Origin of the sequence: Streptomyces sp. JL2001 (genome assembly GCF_050917515.1) — a bacterium.
GTDB lineage: Bacteria > Actinomycetota > Actinomycetes > Streptomycetales > Streptomycetaceae > Streptomyces.
Genome location: NZ_CP169421.1, coordinates 749,211 through 771,174, shown reverse-complemented (window position 1 = coordinate 771,174; position 21,964 = coordinate 749,211). Strand labels below are relative to the sequence as shown.

Annotated in this window: 7 protein-coding genes; 5 read left to right on the top strand and 2 right to left on the bottom strand. The window is 75.5% G+C overall.

Going from position 1 to position 21,964, the window contains the following annotated elements; translation table 11 throughout:
* Nucleotides 1-31 precede the first annotated feature (31 nt).
* Both ACE1OA_RS03420 and ACE1OA_RS03415 read left to right on the top strand, forming a co-directional pair.
* Nucleotides 32-14,455, top strand: coding sequence for an amino acid adenylation domain-containing protein (locus tag ACE1OA_RS03420; RefSeq protein WP_432752236.1), 14,424 nt, complete (start codon nt 32-34; stop codon nt 14,453-14,455).
* A complete protein-coding gene (locus ACE1OA_RS03415) occupies nt 14,452-14,667 on the top strand; it encodes an MbtH family protein (RefSeq protein WP_356602030.1) in 216 nt (71 codons plus the stop codon). Before ACE1OA_RS03420 ends, ACE1OA_RS03415 begins: the two co-directional genes overlap by 4 nt.
* Before the next feature lie 172 nt (nt 14,668-14,839).
* Here ACE1OA_RS03415 and ACE1OA_RS03410 read toward each other — a convergent pair whose 3' ends face one another.
* Nucleotides 14,840-16,756 carry an ABC transporter ATP-binding protein gene (locus ACE1OA_RS03410; RefSeq protein WP_432752235.1) on the bottom strand — a complete coding sequence of 639 codons (1,917 nt, stop codon included), beginning with the start codon at nt 16,754-16,756 and terminating at the stop codon, nt 14,840-14,842.
* Nucleotides 16,753-18,450, bottom strand: a complete 1,698-nt coding sequence (locus ACE1OA_RS03405; protein WP_384868046.1) for an ABC transporter ATP-binding protein — start codon at nt 18,448-18,450, stop codon at nt 16,753-16,755. Before ACE1OA_RS03405 ends, ACE1OA_RS03410 begins: the two co-directional genes overlap by 4 nt.
* Nucleotides 18,451-18,730: 280 nt before the next feature.
* Between ACE1OA_RS03405 and ACE1OA_RS03400 the strand changes: the two genes are divergently transcribed.
* The 3 genes from ACE1OA_RS03400 to ACE1OA_RS03390 are packed head-to-tail and all read left to right on the top strand — an operon-like array spanning nt 18,731 to nt 21,926.
* Nucleotides 18,731-19,801 (top strand): FecCD family ABC transporter permease, encoded by a 1,071-nt coding sequence (locus ACE1OA_RS03400; protein ID WP_432752234.1) that lies wholly within the window; start codon nt 18,731-18,733, stop codon nt 19,799-19,801.
* Complete coding sequence (locus tag ACE1OA_RS03395) at nt 19,798-20,913, top strand: FecCD family ABC transporter permease (RefSeq protein ID WP_432752233.1); 1,116 nt, start codon at nt 19,798-19,800, stop codon at nt 20,911-20,913. Before ACE1OA_RS03400 ends, ACE1OA_RS03395 begins: the two co-directional genes overlap by 4 nt.
* The gene (locus tag ACE1OA_RS03390) at nt 20,910-21,926 is read left to right on the top strand and encodes an ABC transporter ATP-binding protein (RefSeq protein WP_432752232.1); all 1,017 of its coding nucleotides are present in this window, start codon (nt 20,910-20,912) and stop codon (nt 21,924-21,926) included. The genes ACE1OA_RS03395 and ACE1OA_RS03390 overlap by 4 nt, the downstream gene beginning before the upstream one ends.
* The last annotated feature ends 38 nt before the right edge of the window (nt 21,927-21,964 follow it).

Sequence of the window (21,964 nt, the reverse complement as noted above, 5' to 3'; positions counted from 1 at the left end):
CGCATCAGCCAGGGAAAGGTCACTTCGAACGATGTTTGACGTCGAGTCGGACCCGGCATCCCCGTCCGGAGCACCCCTGACCGGCGGGCAGTCCGGCATCTGGCGTGCCCAGCAGATCGAGCCCGACAGCACCGCCTACAACATCGTCTACGTCCTCGACCTGCGCGGTGCCGTCGACCTCGACCGACTGGCCCGCGCCGTCCGGCAGGCCGTCGAGGAGGCCGCGTGCCTGCACGTGGGCTTCGGCTCCGGGCCCGGCGGACCGTTCCAGACGCCCCGGTCGGCCACCGTCGACGTGCCCGTCGTCGATCTCCGCGGCGCCGCGGACCCCGAGCGGGAGGCGGCCGACTGGATCGCCCAGGACCGCGAACGGCCCGTCGACCTCGCCCGCGGTCCCCACTTCGGCCAGGCGCTCCTGCTGCTCGCCGACGACCGTGTCCGGTGGTACCAGCGCTACCACCACCTCGTCCTCGACGGCATGGGCGTCGTCCTCCTCACCCGGCGGGCCGGCGACCTCTACACCTACCGGGACGACGCCCCCGCGCCCCCCGACTGGGCCCTCGACCGGCTCGTCGCCGACGACGCGGCCTACCGCGCCTCCACGGAACACGAGGCCGACCGCGCCTGGTGGGGGCGGCACCTGGCAGGCCGGTCCGAGCCCCCGCGCCTGGCCGAGCGCGCCCCGTCCCTGACGACGCGGCGCCTGCGGCGCTCCGTCGAACTCCCCGCACCGGACGTCGCACGGCTGGACGCCGTGTCCCGGGAGGCGGGCGTCCGGCCGTCCCGGGTCCTCGTCGCCGCGGTCGCGGCCTACCTGCACCGCACCTCCGGAGAACAGGACGTCGTCCTCGGCCTCCCGGTCACCGCCCGGCGAGGCGCCGCGGCGGACGTACCCGGCATGGTCTCCAACATCGTCCCGCTGCGCCTGACCGTCCGCCCCGGCACGACCGGCGCGGACCTCGTGACCGAGGTGCGCGACGCGGTCGACGGAGCGGTCGCGCACGGACGCCACCGCGCCGAGGACCTGGCCAGGGACCTCGGGCTCGTCGACGGCGTCCAGGAACTGGTCGGCCCCACCGTCAACGTGCTGCCCCGGCCCGACCTGCGCTTCGCCGACCTCCGGGCCGACCTCGTCCCCTTCTGGCTGGGCCCGGTCGGCGACCTGGCCTTCACCTTCGCCGAGACCGGGGCGGGGGCCCGAACCGGGACCGGGTCCGGGACCGCGGGCGGCAGCGGCCTCGTGCTGCACCTCGACGTGGACGCCGAGGTGTGCGACGAGGAGCGCCTCCGCGCCCACGAGGCCCGGTTCCTCGCTCTCCTGCGGGCCCTCACCGAGCACCCCGGCCGGCCCGTCGGCCGGATCGACCTCACCTCGGACGCCGAACGCGAGCGCCTGCTCGGCGAGTTCGGTGTGGCACCCCGTGAGGTCGCGGAACTCTCCTGGCCCGCCGCCTTCGAGGCCCGGGCCCTGCGCTCGCCCGACGCCGTGGCGCTCGTGTACGAGGACGACGAGCTGACGTACGCGGAACTCGACGCCGCCGCCAACCGGCTCGCGCGCCATCTCGGCACGCGGGGCGTGCGCACCGAGGACGTCGTCGCGGTGGCCCTGCCGCGCTCCCCGGACCTGGTCGTCGCGTTGCTCGCGGTGATGAAGGCCGGCGCCGCCTACCTGCCGCTGGACGCCGACCACCCGGCGGACCGGATCGCGTACATGCTGTCCGACGCGGGGGCCCGGACCGTGATCACCGTGCGGGAGCTCGCGGAGGCGCTGCCGCCGGCCCCGGGCGTCACACGGGTCCTGCTCGACGACCCGGCCACCTCCGACGCCGTCGCCGCGCTCGACGCCCGCGCCCCCGGAGTGCCGGTCGCCCTGGACCAGGCCGCCTACGTCATCTACACCTCCGGCTCCACCGGCCGCCCCAAGGGCGTCGTCGTCCCGCACGACGGCGTGGGCAGCCTGGTCGCCACCGCCGTCGACCGCATCGGCGTCACCGCCGCGAGCCGGGTCGTCCAGTTCGCCTCGGTGGGGTTCGACGTGACGGTCTGGGACCTGATCATGTCCCTGTGCGTGGGCGGCCGGATCATCCTCGTCCCCGCCGAGCGCCGCGTCGCGGGTCCCGCCCTGACCGAGTACATCGCGCGGCACCGGGCCACGCACATGATCCTGCCGCCGTCGCTCGTCTCCGCGCTGCCCCGGGAGTGCGAACTGCCCGACGGCGCCGTCCTGGTCGTCGGCACCGAGGCCGTGCCCGCCGAGCTGATCGCCCGCTGGGCCGGACGGGTCCGGGTCGTCGTCGCGTACGGTCTCACCGAGGCGAGCGTCAACTCCACGCTGTGGACGGCCGATCCCGACCGGCCCGGACCCGCCCCCATCGGCAGGCCCGACCCCAACACCCGGGCCTACGTCCTCGACGCGGCGCTCCGCCCGGTGCCCGTAGGAGCCGAGGGCGAACTGTACGTCGCGGGCCGGGGCCTGGCCCGCGGCTACCTGGGCCGCCCGGGGCTGTCGGCGGAGCGCTTCGTCGCCGACCCGTTCGGCGGATCCGGGACCCGTATGTACCGCACCGGCGACCGGGTGCGCTGGGGTGCTGACGGAAACCTGGAGTTCCTGGGCCGCTCCGACGGGCAGATCAAGATCCGCGGCCACCGCATCGAACCGGGCGAGGTCGAGAGCGCCTTCATGGCCTGCCCCGGTATCGCCCAGGCCGCCGTACGCGTGCGGGAGGACCACCGGGGCGTCAGGCGGCTCGTCGCCTACCTCGTGACGACCGCCGACGCCGTCGCCGTTCCGGGAAGCGCCCCGGCCGCCGAGGCGGGCGCCGATACCGGTGGCGCCCCGGCCGCCGAGGCGGTGGTGGCGGCCGCACGCGCCCGGGTGGCCGCCACGCTGCCGGACCACATGGCGCCCTCCGCCGTCGTCGTCCTCGACGGCCCGCTCCCGCTCACCCCCAACGGCAAGCTCGACGACAAGGCGCTGCCCGAACCCCGGTGGACCGCCGCGAGCGGGGCCGGCACGCCGAGCACCCCGGCCGAGGCGACCCTCGCCGCCCTGTTCGCCGAGGTCCTCGGACTGCCCACGGCCGGCGTCCACGACAGCTTCTTCGCCCTCGGCGGAGACAGCATCGTCGCCATCCAGCTCGTGAACCGGGCCCGTGCGGCCGGTCTCGTCATCACCCCGCGCGACGTGTTCCGGCACCGGACCGTGGCCGCCCTCGCCCGGATCGCCGCCCGGGCCGGCACCCCGGCCGCTCCGGAGCACCGGCCGACCCTCGACGAGGACGCCCTGCCCGTTTCCCCGCTCCAGGAGGGCTTCTACTTCCACGCCCACTACGACGACGGGGCGCCGGACCTCTACCTCGTCCAGGAACTCCTCGACCTCACGGGCCCCGTCGACCCCGACCGGCTGCGCCGCTCGCTGCAGTCGCTGCTCGACCGGCATCCCCTGCTGCGCGCCTCGTTCCGCCAACTGCCCGATGGCGGGGTCGTCCAGCGCCTCGCGCCCCGGGTCACCCTGCCGTGGCGGGTGGCCGACACGGCCGTGACCGGCCTCGACGAGCTGCTGCGCGCCGACCGGAGCGAGCCCTTCGACCTGGACCGGCCGCCCCTGGTCCGCGCCACCCTCGTCAGGGACGGCGGGCGGCACCGTCTGCTGCTCACCCTCCACCACATCGTCGCCGACGGCTGGTCGGTCGCCCTCCTGCTGCGCGAACTCGCCGCCGTCCACCGGGGAGCCGCCCTGCCCGCGCCGGTGGATCCCCGGCCCTGGCTCTCCTGGCTCGCCGGCCGCGACCGGGACGCCGCCCGGGAGGCGTGGCGGGCGGCCCTCGCCGGACTCTCCGGCCCCACCCGGCTCGTACCGGGCCCGGCCGCGGACGAGCCCTACCGGCCCGAGCACGTGGACACCCGGCTGCCGCGGGACCTCACCCGGGAGCTCACGGCCTGCGCCAGGACCCACGGTCTGACCCTGAGCACGATCGTGCACGGTCTGTGGGGGCTGCTGCTCGGGGGGTTGACCGGCAGCCGGGACGTCGTCCTCGGCACCACGGTGTCCGGGCGGACCACCGAGGTCGAGGGCCTGGACTCGGCGGTCGGCCTGTTCGTCAACACCGTGCCGGCCCGGGTGACGCTCCGCCCGGCCGAGACGCTGGCCGACCTGCTGCGGCGCGTCCAGGACGAACACGCGGCCCTCCTCGACCACCAGCACCTCGGTCTCGCCGACATCCAGCGGGTCGCCGGCGGCGGTGAACTCTTCGACACCCTGGTGGTGTTCGAGAACCACCCGACAGCCGCCCCGGCCGCCGCCCCGGCAGCCGCCCCGACCGCCGCCCCGTCCGCGGGCCGGGAAGCCGCGGCGGCACCAGGGGGATCCGGCGAGCTCGTGATCGGGACGGGCGAGGTCCTCGACGCGGTGCACTACCCGCTCGCGCTGGTCGTCCGGCCGGCCGACGACGGTCTGCTGCTGCGGTTCAAACACGACGGCGCCCGCCTGGACCGGGAGTCCGTGGCCGTGCTCGCCGGCCGGTTCACGACCCTGCTGCGCACCCTCGTCTCCGACCCCGGCCGCCTCGTCGCCCGCACCGGCCTGCTGTCCGAGCGGGAGCGCGAGCACCTCGCCGGGACGAACGCCACCGCGCACCCGGTCCCCGAAGCCACCCTCGCCTCGCTCTTCGACCGGCAGGCGGCCCGTACCCCGCACGCCCCGGCCGTCGTCTTCGAGGACACCACCCTCAGCTACGCGGCACTCGACCGCCGGGCCGAAGCCCTGGCCCGGCGCCTGCGGGCGGGCGGAGCGGGGCCGGAGCGGTACGTCGCCGTCGCGGTGCCGCGTTCGGCCGAGCTGGTGGTCGCCCTGCTCGCCGTCCTGAAGGCGGGCGCCGCCTATCTGCCCGTCGATCTCGACTACCCGCCGGACCGTGTCGCGTTCATGCTCGGCGACTCGGGTGCCCGCACCGTGGTCACCACCGCCGCCGCGGCCGGCCGCCTGCCCGCCGTACCGGGTCTCGCGCACGTCCTCGTCGACCGGGACGCGCCCGACGAGCCCGTTCCCGACGCCACCGTCCGGCACGCGCGTCCCGACCACCCCGCCTACCTCATCTACACCTCGGGCTCCACCGGCCGGCCCAAGGGCGTCACCGTCACCCACCGCGCCATCGTCAACCGGCTCGCCTGGATGCAGAGCGCGTACGGACTCACCTCCGACGACCGGGTGCTCCAGAAGACCCCGTCCAGCTTCGACGTGTCGGTCTGGGAGTTCTTCTGGCCGCTCACGGAAGGGGCGGCGGTCGTCCTCGCCCGCCCCGACGGGCACCGCGACCCGCACTACCTCGCCGGCCTCGTCCACGCCCGGGGCATCACCACGCTGCACTTCGTGCCGTCGATGCTGGCCGCCTTCCTGCGCGCCGTCTCCGACGCGGACCTGCCCGACTGGGCGGCCGGACTGCGCCGGGCGTTCTGCAGCGGCGAGGCGCTCTCCGGCGCCGACGCCCGGCGCTGGTGCGCGCTCACGGACCGCCCGGGCCGCGGCCCCGTCCCGCTGCACAACCTGTACGGCCCCACCGAGGCGGCCGTGGACGTCACCGCCTTCCCCTACGACGGCGCCGGCGACCAGGCCGTCCCCATCGGCCGCCCCGTCTGGAACACCCGGCTCCACGTCCTCGACCCGTTCCTGCGCCCGGTGCCCGACGGCGTGCCCGGCGAGCTCCACCTCGCCGGCGTGCAGCTGGCCCGGGCCTACCACGACCGCCCGGCCCTCACCTCCGAGCGGTTCGTCGCCGACCCGTTCGGGGCACCGGGGGAGCGCATGTACCGCACCGGGGACCTGGTGCGGCGCCGCGCCGACGGTGCGGTCGAGTACCTCGGCCGCACCGACCGGCAGCTGAAGATCCGCGGCAACCGCGTCGAGCCGGGCGAGATCGAGGCCGCCCTCGCCGCCCTGCCCGGCGTCGCCCGCGCGGCCGTGACCGTCCGGGACGGCGCCCTCGTCGGCTACGCCGTCCCCGCGCCGGGCACCGCCCCGGACGGCGAGCGGCTGCGGGCGGCGCTGGCGGACGCGCTGCCCGCCCCGATGGTGCCCCGAGCGGTCGTGGTCGTCCCCGAACTGCCCCTGACACCCAGCGGGAAGCTGGACCACCACGCCCTCCCCGCGCCGGACGCCACAGCCCGGCCCGCCGGGCGCGCGCCCCGCGACGACCGCGAGCGCGCCCTGTGCGAGATCTTCTCCGAGGTCCTCGGAGCACCCGGCGTCGGCGTGGACGACGACTTCTTCGTACGGGGCGGCGACAGCCTCACCTCGATCGCCGTCGCCACCCGCGCCCGCGCCAGGGGGCTGATCCTCGGTCCCCGTGACGTCTTCGAGTGCCGCACACCCGCCGCCCTCGCCGCCGCCGCCCTCGCCGCCGCCGCGCACGCGGCCGGCGCGGCCGAGGCGGACCCCACCCCGTCCCCGACCTCCGAGGTGGCCGTGCCGCCCGACGGCGTGACCGTCTCCGCCTCCGACGCGGGCCTGGCCGCCGCCGCCCTCCAGGCGATGCTGGCCCAGCACCGCCAGTCCGGCGCCCCGGTCGACCCCGCGCTCAGCGCGCTCCTCGACCGGCTGACCGCCGCCGGGCCCCCGGAGCCCCCGGCCGACCCGCCGCTCGGAGGGCTGCGGCTCTCCCCGGAGGAGACCGACCGCGTCCGGGCCGCCGCCGGACTGCCGGTCGCGGACGTCTGGCCGCTGTCCCCGCTCCAGGAGGGCATGTACTTCCACGCCACCTACGACGCGGGCGACGCCCTCGACGTCTACCAGTCCCAGGAGACCCTGGACTTCGACCACCGCGTCGACGCGGACCGGCTGCGCGCCGCCTGCCGGACGCTCCTGGAACGCAACACCGGCCTGCGCGCCGGATTCACCAGCGACGGCCTGCCCCGGCCCGTGCAGTTCATCACCGACGGCGCCGAGATCCCCCTGACGGAGGTGGACCTGTCCCAGCTGCCCGCCGACGAACGCCGGGCGAGGACGGCGGACCTGCTGGCCGCCGACCGCAGGCGGCGCTTCGACCTGTCCGCGGCCCCGCTGTGCCGCCTCCTGCTGATCCGGCTCGGCGACGGCCGGGACCGGCTCGTGGTGACCCGGCACCTCATCCTCTGGGACGGCTGGTCCGCGTGGCTGTTCCTGGAGGAGCTCTTCACGCTGTACGAGCGGGCCGGCGACGCGGACGGCCTCCCCGCCCCCGGCTCGTACCGCGACTACCTGGCCTGGCTGGACCGCCAGGACACCGCGGCCGCCCTCGACGCCTGGCGCCGCGCCCTCGACGGGTTCGCCGAGCCCACCCTGGTCGCCCCGTCCGGACGCGACGGCGGACCGGTCATCCCGGTGGACCACGAGGTCCTGCTCGCCGAGGAGGCCGGCGACCGGCTGCGCACCCTCGCCCGGCGCCACGGACTCACTCTGAACACCGTGCTCAACGCGGCCTGGGGACTGGTACTCGCCGCGACGACGGGCCGCGACGACGTCGCCTTCGGCACGGCCGTGGCCGGACGCCCGGCGGACGTGCCGAACGCGGCCGGCATCATCGGCATGTTCCTCAACACCGTCCCCGCCCGCATCGCCTTCGCCCCGGACGAGCCGCTGCTCCACCTGCTGCGCCGGATGCAGTCCGAACGCGCGGCGGTCATGCCCTACGACCACGTCGGCCTCGGCACCCTGCAGCAGGAGACCGGTCACCGCCGACTGTTCGACACCCTGTTCGTCCTCCGCTCCGCCGACGGCGAGGACCGGGCCGAGGCGCTCCGGCGGCGCCACGGCATCACGGGGGTGTCCAACGTGGACGGCACCCACTTCCCCCTCACCCTGATCGTCACACCCGGTGCCCGGCTGCGGGTCACCCTGGCGGCCAGGCCCGACCTGTTCGACGCCGAAGAGGCGACCACGATCCTCGCCCGCTTCACCACCGTCCTCGACCGGCTCACCGACTGCCTCGCCGTCGCCGACCCCGCCGACCGGAGCGGGACGGCCGGCCCGACCCGGACCGCCGCCGTCGACCTGCTGCTGCCCGCCGAGCGCGCCGCGCTCGCCGCCGGCCACGGCGGCGGACGCGAGCCGGTACCGAACGAGACCGTCGCCGACATGCTCGCCGCCCAGGCGGCCCGCACCCCGGACGCGAGGGCCCTGGTCTTCGGCGGACGCGAGCTCTCCTACGCCGAACTGGACGCGTACGTCAACCGGCTCGCCCGGCTGCTGCTCGCCCGGGGCGCCGGGCCGGAGAAGGTCATCGCGCTCGCCCTGCCGCGGTCCATCGACATGGTGGCCGCCCTCTTCGCCGTCCTGCGGACCGGCGCCGCCTACCTGCCCCTGGACCTCGACCACCCCGCCGACCGGCTCCGCCTGATGGCGCTCGACACCGGACCCCTGTGCCTGGTCTCGACGACCGCCGTCGCCCCCGCGCTGCGCGCCGCCGAGGGCCCCGTCGCACCCGAACTCCTCCTGGACGACGAGACCGTGGCCGCCGAGCTGGCGGGCCTCCCGGACGAGGAGATCGCCGACGGGGAACGCCCCGCGTTCGCACGCGACGTGCCGGACCGTCTGGAGCACCCCGCGTACGTCATCTACACCTCCGGCTCGACGGGCCGCCCCAAGGGCGTCGTGACCCCCTACCGGGGGCTGACGAACATGCAGCTCAACCACCAGAAGGAGATCTTCGACCCGGCCATCGCCTCCGCCGGCGGCCGGCGCCTGCGGATCGCGCACACCGTGTCCTTCGCCTTCGACATGTCGTGGGAGGAGCTGCTCTGGCTCGTCGAGGGCCACGAGGTGCACGTCTGCGACGAGGAGCTGCGCCGCGACGCCGAGGCCCTCGTCCGCTACTGCGACCTCCACCGCGTCGACGTGGTCAACGTGACGCCGACGTACGCCCAGCTGCTCATCGAGGAGGGCCTCCTCGACCGCGACGAGGCCACGGGAAGGCACCGGCCCGCACTGGTCCTGCTCGGCGGCGAGGCCGTGCCCGACACGGTGTGGACGAGGCTGCGCCGCACCGAGGGGGTGTACGGGTACAACCTGTACGGCCCCACCGAGTACACGATCAACACCCTCGGCGGATCCACCACCGACAGCGCGACGTCCACCGTCGGCGTACCGATCCGCAACACCCGCGCCCACGTGCTGGACGCGATGCTGCGGCCCGTGCCCCCCGGCTGCCCCGGCGAGCTGTACATCGCCGGCACCGGTCTGGCGCGCGGCTACCACGACCGTCCCGCCCTGACGGCCGAGCGGTTCGTGGCCGACCCGTTCGGCGAACCCGGTGAACGCATGTACCGCACCGGCGACCTCGTCCGGCGGCGCCCCGACGGACTGCTCGACTTCCTGGGCCGCACCGACGACCAGGTCAAGATCCGCGGCTACCGCGTCGAGCCGGCCGAGATCGCCACCGCGCTCTCGGAACACCCGGACGTCGCCCACGCGGCCGTCGTCGTGTCGGAGAACGCGGGCACCAGGCGCCTCGTCGGCTATGTCGTGCCGCAGGAGGGCACCGAGCCCGGGGACGCGCTCACGCGGCGGCTGCGCGACCACCTGAAGGCCGGCCTGCCGGACTACATGGTCCCCTCGGCGTTCGTCACGGTCGGGACGCTGCCGCTGACCGTCAACGGCAAGCTGGACCACCAGGCCCTCCCCGCACCCGACCTCACCGGCTCCGGGGGCGGCCGGGCTCCTCGCACCCCCCGCGAGGAGACCCTCCGCGACCTCTTCGCCGAGGTGCTCGGGCTCCCCGCCGACGGCGTCGGCATCGACAGCGACTTCTTCGAGCTGGGCGGCCACTCGCTGCTGGCCACCCGCCTGGTCAGCCGGGCCCGTACCGCCCTCGACGCGGATCTGGCGATCCGCGACCTCTTCGAGGCGCCCACCGTCGCCGAGCTCGTCGAGCGTGCCGCCCGCGCCGCCGGCGCCGCGCGACCGAGGCCCACCGCAGGTGACCGGCCCGGCGAACTGCCCCTGTCCCACGCCCAGCAGCGGCTGTGGGTCGTCCAGCAGATCGAGTGCACCTCGGCCGCGTACAACTTCCCCCTCGTGATGCGGCTGCGCGGCGCGCTCGACCGCACGGCGTTGGCCGCGGCGCTCGCCGACGTGACGGCCCGCCACGAGGCGCTGCGCACGGTCTTCGCGACGGCCGCCGACGGCCGCACCTACCAGCGGATCCTCCCCGCCGGCGAGGCCCGCCCCCCGGTGGAGCACCTGCGGGCCGGCGAGGACGAGCTGCCCGGCGTCGTCGACGCGGCCGCCCACCGGCCGTTCGACCTCGCGGCCGAACTCCCGCTCCGCGCCGTGATCGTGGAACTCGCGCCCGAGGACCACGTCGTCGTCCTGGTACTGCACCACATCACCACCGACGAGTGGTCGGACCGCCCCTTCCTGCGCGACCTCGCCACCGCCTACACGGCGCGTCTCGGAGGGACCGCACCCGGATGGGAACCGCTGCCCCTCCAGTACGCCGACTACGCGCTCTGGCAGCGGCGGCTGCTCGGCGACGCCGCGGACGAGGACAGCCTGGCCGCCCGCCAGCTCGACCACTGGCACGAGACCCTGTCCGGCGCCCCGGAGGAGCTGGAGCTCGCGGCCGACCGGCCGAGGCCCGCCCGCCCGGTGTTCTCCGGGGCCGCCCTCGACATCGCGTTCGACGCCGACACCCACGAGGGCCTGAGGCGGCTCGCCCGGGAGACCGGCACCAGCATGTTCATGGTCGTCCACGCCGCGGTCGCCGCCCTGCTCCACCGCGAGGGCGCCGGCACGGACATCCCCCTCGGCGCACCCATCGCGGGCCGGAACGACGAGGCGCTGGACGACCTGGTCGGCTTCTTCGTCAACACCCTGGTCCTGCGCACCGACCTCGGCGGTGACCCGTCCTTCCGGGAGCTGCTCGCCCGGGTCCGCGCGACCGACCTCACCGCGTTCTCCCACGCCGACGTACCGTTCGAAGCCGTCGTGGAGAAGCTCAACCCCACGCGCTCGCTCTCCCGGAACCCGCTCTTCCAGGTGATGGTGGGCCATCACGCCCGCGGCGACGACGGGCCCCGGCTGCCCGGCCTGCGCGCGGAGTACCTGCCCGTGCGGATCCGCTCGGCCAAGTTCGACCTGGTGTTCAGCTTCACGGAACGGACCGCGGCACAGGACGGCGCCGGCTCGCTCGGCTGCCGCCTGGAGTACGCCACCGAGCTGTTCGACCCGGAGACCGCCGAGCGGATGGGCGACCGGCTGCGGACCCTGGTCGCGGAGCTGGTCGCCACCCCCGAGCTGCCCCTGTCGCGGCTCGGTACCCTCGCCGCCGACGAACGACGCCTGGTCCTGGAGGACTTCAACGGCACCGTGCGCGAGGTCGACGAGGAGCCGCTGCCGGCCCTCTTCGCCCGCCGGCTCGCCGAGCGGCCCGACGCCGTCGCGGTCGTGGACCGCGCCCGCTCGGTCACGTACGCGGAGCTCGACGCCCGTGCGAACCGAATCGCCCGGCTCCTGGCCGCGCACGGCGCGGGCGAGGAGAGCGTGGTCGGCGTGGCCGTGCCCCGCTCGGTGGACATGGTGGCCACCGTGCTCGCCACGTCGAGACTGGGCGCCGCGTTCCTGCCGCTCGACCTCGTCCACCCCGGCGACCGGCTCGCGTACATGATCGAGGACTCCGGCGCCGTCCTGGTGGTGGGCACGGAGCCCGTCGCGGGGAAGATCCCGGACGTGGCGGGCGTCCCCGTGCTCCTGCTCGACGCCCCGGAGACGGCCGGGACCCTCGGCGCGCTGCCCGACCTGCCACCGGAGACCGGGCCGGTCGGACTCGACCGGGCCGCGTACGTGATCTACACCTCCGGATCGACCGGCCGGCCCAAGGGCGTCGTCGTGCCCCACGAGGGCATCGCCAGCCTGGTGGCCACCGCCGTCGACCGGATGGGCCTGGAACGCGACAGTCGCGTGCTCCAGTTCGCGTCGATCGGCTTCGACGTCTTCGTCTTCGAACTGGCGATGGCCCTGTGCCACGGCGGCCGGCTCGTCCTCGTCACCGACGAGGCGCGGGTCGCCGGACCGGCGCTCACCGACTTCCTCGCCGAGCAGCGCATCACCCACATGATCCTGCCGCCGTCGCTGGTGTCGGCGCTGCCCCCCGGCTGCGCCCTGCCCGAGGGGTCGACCGTGCTGGTCGGCACCGAGACCGTCCCGCCGGACCTGTTCGAACGGTTCGGCGACACGGCCGACCTGATCTGCGCCTACGGACTCACCGAGGCGACGGTCAACTCCACGCTCTGGCCCGCCCGTGAACACGGCGGCAGTCCGTCCGGCCGGGTGCCCATCGGCCGGCCCGACCCCAACACCCGCTGCTACGTCCTCGACGAGCGGCTGCGGCCCGTCCCACCCGGGGTGGTGGGCGAGCTGTACGTCGCCGGACGCGGCCTCGCCCGCGGCTACCTCGGCAAGCCCGGACTCACCTCGGACCGGTTCGTCGCCGATCCGTTCGGAGCGCCCGGGGCGCGGATGTACCGCACCGGCGACCGCGCGCGCTGGCGCAGGGACGGCAACCTCGACTTCCTCGGCCGGGTCGACACCCAGGTCAAGGTACGGGGCTTCCGCATCGAGCTCGGCGAGATCGAGGCGGCGCTGGCCGGGCACCCGTCCGTCGCCCAGGCCGCGGTGGTGCCCGACCGCGACGGCGACATCGTCCGGCTCGTCGGCTACGCGGTGCCCGAGTCGGGCGAGGCGGACCCGCGGGAGCTGCGCGCCCACGTGGCGGCGCTGCTGCCCGAGTGCATGGTCCCCGCGCTCGTCGTCCCGCTGGACGGTCCGCTGCCGCTCACCCCGAACGGCAAGCTGGACCGCAAGGCGCTGCCCGCCCCGGACTGGTCCGCCATGACCGGCGACACCCGTCCGGCCACCGGGACGCAGGCCCGGCTCGCCGGCCTGTTCCGCGAGGTCCTCAAGCTGGACGGCGTCGGCGTGCACGACGACTTCTTCGCGCTCGGCGGCCATTCCATGGCCGCGATGCGGCTCCTGGGCCGCATCCGCGCCGAGTTCGGCGTCGAGCTCGCCCTCCGGGACGTCTTCGACGCGCTCACCGTCGCCGGGATCGCGGGCAAGCTGGAGGGCGCCGTCGCCGCCGCCCGCCCCGCACTGCGTCCCCGCACGGACCGGGACGGCCCGCGGCGGATCGCGCCCGGCCAGCGCGCCCAGTGGCGGTCGTACCGGAGCGACGGCCGCTACGACCATGCGCTGGTCCTCCGCTCCCCGGGCGGACTCGACCCGGACGCCGTCGCCGCCGCCCTCGCCGACGTGGTGGCGCGGCACGAGCCGCTGCGCACCGCGTACGCCGAACGGGACGGCGAGGTGGTCCCGCGCCCGGCCGATCCACCCGCGCCGGCCGTCGAACGCTGCACGGAACTGGACGACCGGCTGGCCGAACTCGCCGCGGAGCGACCCGACCCGGAGACGGAGGCGCCCCTGCGGGCACGGCTGCTCGGCGCCCCGGACGGCAGCCAGGCCCTCCTGCTGACCATGCACTACCTCGCGGTCGACGAGTGGTCGGTCGTGCCGCTGCTGCGCGACCTCGCCACGGCCCACGCGGCCCGCGCGAAGGGCCTGGCACCCGCATGGGAGCCGCTGCCGGTCACGTATCCCGACTACGCCCACTGGGCCCACGAGGTACTCGGCGACCCCGCCGACCCCGACAGCCTGGGCGGCCGGCAGCTCGCCTACTGGCGACGGAGGCTCGCGGGCGCCCCGGGCCGGCTCGCGCTGCCGGCGGACGGTCCCCGGCCGGCCGGCCGGAACACCTCGCACCGCCCCGCGGGCCAGGTCGGCTTCGTCCTCGACGAGGAACTCCACGAGGCCGTGGACCGGCTCGCCCGGGCCACCGGCACCAGCATGTTCATGGTGCTGCACGCCGCCTTCGCGACCCTGCTCACCGCCCACGGGGCGGGCACCGACCTGCCCCTGGGCACGATGGTCGCCGGGCGCGCCGACGACCGGCTCGCCGATCTCGTCGGCAGCTTCCTCAACACGGTCGTGCTGCGTACCGACACCGCCGGCGACCCCACCTTCACGGAGCTGCTGTCCCGGGTCCGGGAGACCACGCTGAGCGCCCTCGACCGGCAGGACGTCCCCTACGACGAGGTCGCCATGGCCACCGGCCTGCCCCCCGAGGGACCCCAGGTGACCGTGGTCCACCACGAGCAGGCGGACCTGGAGGAGCTGGAGGGCGGCCTGGGCTCCCTCCGGGTCGTACCGACCGGCTCGGCGCGCGCGGAACTGACCCTCGGTTTCCACGAGCCGCGCGGCGCCGGCCCGGTGCACTGCGCGCTCACCCACGCGACCGACGTGCTCGGCACCGCCACGGCGCGGCGGCTGGCCGACGAACTGACGGCGCTCCTGCGCACCGCCACCGCCCGCCCCGGGCAGCCGCTCTCCGCACTGTTCCCCGTCCCGTCCCAGAGGAGTGACCACGCATGACCACCAACCCGTTCGAGGACCCGCAGGGCCGCTTCCTTGTCCTGGTCAACGACGAGAACCAGCATTCGCTGTGGCCGTCCTTCGCCGAGGTGCCGGCCGGGTGGCGGACCGTGTTCGGCGAGGACACCCGCGAGGCGTGCCTCGCCCATGTCGAGAGCAGCTGGACCGACCTGCGTCCCGCGAGCCTGATCGCCCGTCAGGACGCGACCTGACCCGACCGGCCCACGACGTCGCCGCCCCACGGAGATCCACCTTCCGCGGGGCGGCGACGTGCTGCGCCCGAGGGCGAGGGGCCGCGGGCCGCGGGGCGAAGGGTGTCCTGTCGACCGGTCTCGTCCCGCGTCGAGCGACCCCTCGCCGTCCCGCCGTCCCGCCGTCCCGGCGTCAGCGCGTCACGGCGTCGTCCTCGCCGGCTGCCCGGGGTCGCCCGACGGCGGGGGGGACGCGCTGCGCGGGCTCCTGACGGCCGGCCGACCACGCCGCCCAGAGTTCGGCGTACCGGCCGCCCGCCGCGACGAGTTCGTCGTGTGTTCCCGTCTCGACGATCCTGCCCCGGTCGAGGACGACGACGCGGTCGGCCGTCGCCGCCTGGGGGAGCCGGTGGGCGACGACCAGGCCGGTGCGTCCCTCCAGGGCGCTGAGCGCCGCGCTCTCCAGCACGCGCGCGCCCGCGCTGCCCGCGTCCGCGGTGGCCTCGTCGAGGATGGCGACCGGCGGGTCGGCGAGGACCAGGCGGGCCAGCGCCAGGTGCTGCGCCTGGGTGACCGTCAGCCGGTGCCCGCCCTCGCCGACGACCGTGGCCAGACCGTCGGGCAGGGCCCGCGCCCAGTCCAGGGCACCGACCCGGGCCAGTGCCGCACGCAGCTCCTCGTCCGTCGCGCCGGGCCGGGCCAGCCGCAGGTCCTCGGCCAGCGGGCCCGCGAACACGTGGACCTCCTGGCTGATCAGGGTGACCGTGCGCCGTACGCCCTCCGGGCCCAGGTCCCGTACGTCGACGCCGCCCAGGGAGATCGACCCGGACACCGCGTCGTGGACACCGGCGACCACCTTGGCGAGGGTCGTCTTCCCCGCGCCGCTGGCGCCCACCAGGGCCACCCGCTCGCCGCTGCGGACCTCCAGGTCGACGTCGTGCAGCACCGGCCGGCCGGCCTCGTAGGCGTGGCACAGCGCCGTCACCCGGACCGAACCGTCCGCCGGGGACCTCCCGGTCCCGGAGTCCGGCTCGACCGGAAGGTTCGTCACCCCGACGAGACGGGCGAAGCCGGCACCCGCCGACTGGGCGTCGTCGATGAGGAACAGCGCGGCGTTGATCGGGTTGAAGAGGCTGTGGAAGTACAGCGCGGCGGCGGTGGCCGTGCCGATGCTCACCGATCCGTCGTCGACCAGCAGGAAGCCGGCCACCAGCACGGCGGCCAGACCGATGAACTCACCGAGGTTCAGCCGGGAGAAGAATCCGGTCACGATGTGCAGGCCGCGCAGCGCCACGTCGCGGGCCGCCTCCGACCGGCGTTCCAGGAGGGCGGCGTGCGGGTCGCTCAGCCGGAAGGCGCGCACGGTCCGCACCCCGCCGATGCTGTCGAGCAGCTGGTGCTGGAGCGCGCCGGTGGCGACGCGGTGCTCGGCGTACACGGGCGCGGCCCTGCGCAGGTACCAGCGGACGGACAGCACCTGGACGGGGAGGGCGAGCAGCACGGCGGGCAGGAACCGCCAGTCCAGGACGGCGAGTCCGGCGAGCGTCAGCACGATGGTGAGGGCGGAGCGGGTGAACTCGGGCAGCGCCTGGCGCACCGACTTCGCGATCACGGACACGTCGCTGGTGACCCGGGAGACCAGGTCGCCCGAGCCGGCCGCCTCGACCCGCCCGAGCGGCAGCCGGAGCGCCCGCTCGACGAACCGCTCGCGCACGGCCGCGAGTACGGTCTCGCCCAGCCGGGCCACGAGAGTGCCGCCGAGCGCGGCCGCCGCGCCGCGCGCCAGCGCCACCGCGACGAGCAGGGCCAGGGGCACCGTCAGGGCCCGGGTGCCCCGCCGCTCGACCACCACGTCGACGACGTGACCGAGCAGGGGAGCGGTGAGCAGGCCGATCGCCGTGCCGGTGACGAGGACGCCGACGGCGGCCGCGGCCAGCAGCCGGTGACCGCGCAGGATCACGCGGAGCGCCGCCAGGCTCTCCGCGCCGGTGGCGGTCGGCAGCAGGGGCCGGTCGTTCCCGGCCGCCGCGGCGGCGCTCCCGGCCTCCTCCGGCGGATTCGGGTCCGCCTGCGCCGTCGCGACGGCGCGCTGTTCCTCGGTGGACGTCATGCGAGCACCGCCGCCCGGTAGGCCCCGTCGGTGGCGAGGAGTTCGGCGTGGCTGCCGTCGGCGGCCACGGTGCCCTCGTCGAGCACCACCACCCGGTCGGTCACCGCGAGGAGGGCGGGGCTGGTCGTGATCAGTACGGTGGTACGGCCCCGGCGGAGGTCCCGCAGCCGCGTGGCGATCCGCGACTCGGTGACGGTGTCCACGGCCGTGGTCGGGTCGTGGAGCACCAGTACGGCACGGTCCGCGGCGAGCGCCCGGGCCAGGGCCACCCGCTGGCGCTGGCCGCCGGACAGCGATCTGCCGCGCTCGGCGAGCACGGTGTCCGTCCCGTCGGGCAGCAGCCCGGCCACCTCGTCGGTCGCCGAGGCGGCGAGCGCGTCGGCGAGGGTCCTCCTACCGGCCGTCGAACCCGCCCGTACGTTGTCCAGCAGGCTGCTCTCGAACAGGGCGGCGTCGTGCGGCGCGACCAGGACCGTCCGTCGCAGGCCGTCCGGGTCGAGCGCGGTCAGCGGCACGCCGTCGAGCTCGACGTGTCCGCCGGCCGGGTCCGCCTCCCGGCCGAGGCAGCGCAGGAGGTCGTCGACGGCGGCCGGATCGCGGCTGACCACGCCGGTCAGGCTGCCGGGGCGGATGTCGAGGTCCACGGCCCGGAGGGCGCCGAGGCGCACCCCGCGCAGCCGGACGTGCCCGGCCGCGCCGTCCTGCGGCGCCGCGGTGCCTCCCGCCACGGCCGCGGGGGCGGCGAGGACGTCGGCGATCCGGCGCGCGGAGGCGCGGCCCTGCGCCAGTTCGGCGTTGACGTAGGTCAGCAGCTGGAAGGGACCGAGGAGGAACTGGGCGAGGCCCACCGCGGCGACCAGTTCGCCCACGCTGATGGCGCCGTCCATCGCGAGGTACGCGCCGGCGATGCCGATGGCCGCGACGAAGACCCCGGTCAGGGCGAGGACCGCGCCCTCGTGGCCCGCCCGGCTGCGGGCCGCGCGCAGCGCTGCGGTGAGCGAGTCCTGGCTGGTCGTCCGGTAGCGGGACACGGCCGCCGCCTCCGCGCCCATGCCCTTCAGCACGCGGAGGCCGGTGACCAGGTCGGCGGCGACACCGGAGGCGTGCGCCGCCCGTTCCTGCTCGGTCTCGCTGCGGCGTTCGAGCGGCCCGCTGATGCGGTGCCCGAGCCAGAGCAGGGGCGGGATGCCGAGCAGGACGAGGAGTCCGAGCGGGACGGAGATGCGGAGCAGGGCCACCGCGCTGACCGTCAGGGCGGCGACCGCGGCGGCGCCGTACGCGAGGACGGTGGCCACCGATCCCACACGGCGGGCGTCGTCGGTGGCGATGCTGGTGAGCGCGCCCGGCAGCCGGTCCGCTTCGGCGCCGCCGCGCGGATCGAGGACGCGCGCCCCGAGCTCCAGCCGGAGGCGGTGGGCCGCGTGTTCGCCCGCTCCCTCCGCGATCCGGGCGCTGGTGCGGTAGCAGGTCGACAGGACGAGGAAGAGGGCCGCGAGGACGAGCAGCAGGCGCGTCAGTTGCCCGGCGGAGCCGGTCGCCACGGCCGAGTCGATCGCCGCGCCGATCACCACCGGTACCAGGGCTTCGCAGCCCTGATGGGTCATTCCGAGCAGGGAGGCCGTGACGACACGACGGCGCTGGCCCCTGATCGCTCGGCGGAGGACGTGCCCCCCGGTCGGTCCTCCCGCTGGCATGCGACCTCCGCACAGACGGCAATCGGTTAGGTAAGGCTACTCTAATTTCGCAGCCGGGCCGAGGTCGCGAGGCGGCGCCTTTCGGTCCTTCGTTCGGGTCATCTCCCTTACGGGGAAGGTGCGTTGACCGGCCGTCAGCGGTTCGGTTAGGCTAACCTAAGTCGCGGTGCGCTCACGGTGCCGTCGCGCCGGAGCCACGGTCGCCCACGGTTCTCGGCAGCCGTCCGCGGTTGTCGGCGTCGTCAGCGGTCGCCTGAACCATCGTCAGGGGGAGTGCGCGTTGCCGGTCGAAGCCCAGACGGTGCCCGAGGACCGGACCACCGACCCGCCGCGCGCCCCGCGGCCGACGCGGACCACCACGGCACTCCGGAGCACGGGGCTGCTCGCGGTGCTCGCCGCGCTCGTCCTCGTCGGACTCCTCAGCGTCTGGGTGGGCACCAGGGGCATCCCCTTCGCCTCCACGTGGAGCGTGCTGTGGGATCCCGACGGGTCGGAGACCTCCGTCATCATCCACGAGTACCGCGTCCCCAGAACCCTCCTCGGTCTGCTCGTCGGTGCGGCCCTCGGCCTGTCCGGTGCCCTGATGCAGGCACTGACCCGCAACCCGCTCGCCGAGCCGGGACTGCTCGGCATCAGCCTCGGCTCCTCCGCCGGCGTGGTCGTGGCCATCGCCTTCCTCGGCGTGGGATCGGTGCTGGGCTACGTCTGGTTCGCCTTCGCCGGCGCCGCCGTGACCTCCGTGGCCGTCTACCTCCTAGGCGCCTCGGGACGCAAGGTCGCCAGCCCCGACCGCCTGGTCGTCGCCGGAGCGGCGGTGACCGCGGTCCTGTACGCCTTCAACGCGGCGGTGCTGCTGCTCCACCCGAGGGCCTTCGACCAGTTCCGCTTCTGGACGGTGGGCTCCCTCGCGGGCCGGTACCTCGACGTCGTGTACGTCGTCCTCCCGTTCGTCCTCACGGGCCTCGTGATCGCGCTCGGGCTCGCCCCGTCCCTGAACGCCCTGGCCCTGGGCGACCAGATGGGCCGCGCCCTGGGACTGAACGTCGGCAGGACCAGGGCCCTGGGCGCCGCCGGGGTCATGCTGCTGTGCGGTGCGGCGACCGCCGCCGCCGGACCCATCGCCTTCGTCGGACTCGTGGTCCCGCACGTCGCCCGCTTCCTGGCCGGAACCGACCAACGATGGGTACTGGCCTACTCGATGCTCCTCGCCCCCGCCCTGCTCATCGGCGCCGACGTCCTGGGCCGGGTGCTCGGCGCCCCCGGCGAGGTCCAGGTCGGCATCGTCACCGCCTTCATCGGCGCCCCGGTGTTCATCGCGATGTGCCGCCGCCGGAAGCTGGTCATGCTGTGAGCGCCGCGAAGGAGGCGGCCCGCTCCGCCGGGAAGGCCCCGGACGCGCCCACCGCCGCCCGTGCCCCGCGCGTCGTCAGCGGCACCGTGATCCGCAGCCGCTCGGGCGCCGTGTCCGTCCGGGTCCGCGGACGCACCCTGGCCGCGTCCGCCGCGCTGCTCGGACTGCTCCTCGCGGTCGCCCTCGTGACCCTCGCCACCGGCGACTTCGAGCTCACCGTCGGCGAGGTCCTGCGGGCCGTGCTCGGACAGGACTCCGGGGGCGCCGACTTCGTCGTCAACACCCTGCGCATGCCCCGCCTGCTGACCGCCCTCGGCGTCGGAGCGGCCCTCGCCGTCAGCGGCGCCGTCCTGACGAGCCTGACCGGCAACTCCCTCGGCAGCCCCGACATCATCGGCTTCACCAACGGGTCGGCCGTCGGCGCGCTCGTCGTCATCATCGTGCTGCACGGCAGCATGACCCAGATCGCCCTGGGCGCCCTCGTCGGCGGCCTGGCGACCGCCGCCGCCGTGTACCTCCTGATGCTGGGCCGCGGGCTCCAGGGCTTCCGCCTCATCGTCGTCGGAATCGGTGTCAGCGCCCTGCTCCTGGCCGTCAACTCGTACCTGATCACCCGGGCGACCTGGCAGGAGGCCCTGGAGGCCCAGGCATGGCTGATCGGCAGCCTGGGCAACCGCGGCTGGCAGCACGCGAACGCCATCCTCCTCGCCGTCGCCCTGCTGCTCCCGGCCGCCTTCCTCCTCTCCCGGCGCCTGGGGATGCTGGAGATGGGCGACGTCACCGCCATGGCCCTCGGGGTGAACGCGGCCCGGACCCGGACGGCCCTGCTGATCGTCGGCGTCGCCCTCGCCGCCGTCGCCACCGCCGTGACCGGCCCCATCTGGTTCGTCGCGCTGGCCGCGCCGCAACTGGCCCGACGGCTGACCGGGGCCTCCGGTCCCGCACTCGCACCCGCCGCGCTCATGGGCGCGCTGCTGCTGGCCACGAGCGACCTCGCAGCCCAGCGCCTCTTCGCGCCCGCGCTGCTCCCGGTGGGGACCGCGACCGGCACCCTCGGCGGGCTGTACCTCATCTGGCTGTTGATCACCGAGTCGCGAAAGAGCCAAGCATGACCGCTACGTCGTCACCGACCGCCGCGCCCTCGACCACGCCCACGGAGGCACCCGCCCCGACCGACCCGACGACCGACCCGACGAACGGCGACCGCCCGGGCTCCCGCCTGCGCGCCGTGGACCTCACGCTCTCCTACGACCGGCGGACCGTGGCCACCGGTCTGGGCGTCGACATCCCCGACCGCTCCTTCACCGTGATCGTCGGACCGAACGCCTGCGGCAAGTCCACGCTCCTCAAGACCCTCGCGCGGATGCTCAGGCCGCGGGCCGGGCAGGTCACCCTGGACGGCCGGGCCATCGCCTCGTACCGCTCGCGCGAGGTCGCCCGCCGACTGGGGCTCCTCCCGCAGTCGTCCACCGCACCGGGCGGGATCACGGCCGGAGACCTCGTCGCCCGGGGCCGCTACCCGCACCAGGGGATGCTGAAGCAGTGGTCCGCCGAGGACGAGGCGGCCGTCGTCGGGGCGATGCGGCGGACCGGGGTCCTGGAACTCGCCGACCAGCCCGTCGACGACCTCTCCGGCGGCCAGCGCCAGCGCGTCTGGCTCTCCATGGTGCTCGCGCAGGAGACGCCCATCCTGCTCCTGGACGAGCCGACCACCTTCCTCGACATCGCCCACCAGGTGGAGGTCCTCGACCTCTGCGCCGACCTGCACGCCCGGCAGGGACACACCGTCGTCGCCGTGCTGCACGACCTCAACCAGGCGTGCCGCTACGCCACCCACCTCATCGTGATGCGCCCCGGTGGCACGGTCGCGGCCGAAGGGGCCCCGGGCGGCGTGATGACCGCCGAGCTCGTCGAGGACGTGTTCGGGCTGCCCTGCCGGATCATCGACGACCCCGAGACCGGCACCCCGCTCATGGTGCCGGCCGCGCCCGGACGGTACGGGGCCGGGACGACGGCGGGGGAGGACACGGCCGGCTCCACGAACGGGCCCACGGCCGGTTCCGCCGCGGACTCCGCCACCACCGGCCCCGCGACGGCCGGCACGGGCCGGACATCCCGGCCGTAGACACCGTGTCGCCGCCGGACACCTCCGGCGGCGACCCT

Coding starts and splice junctions, on each gene's coding strand:
- ACE1OA_RS03420 (WP_432752236.1), top strand. CDS start 32: ATGTTTGACGTCGAGTCGGACCCGGCATCCCCGTCCGGAGCACCCCTG.
- ACE1OA_RS03415 (WP_356602030.1), top strand. CDS start 14,452: ATGACCACCAACCCGTTCGAGGACCCGCAGGGCCGCTTCCTTGTCCTG.
- ACE1OA_RS03410 (WP_432752235.1), bottom strand. CDS start 16,756: ATGACGTCCACCGAGGAACAGCGCGCCGTCGCGACGGCGCAGGCGGAC.
- ACE1OA_RS03405 (WP_384868046.1), bottom strand. CDS start 18,450: ATGCCAGCGGGAGGACCGACCGGGGGGCACGTCCTCCGCCGAGCGATC.
- ACE1OA_RS03390 (WP_432752232.1), top strand. CDS start 20,910: ATGACCGCTACGTCGTCACCGACCGCCGCGCCCTCGACCACGCCCACG.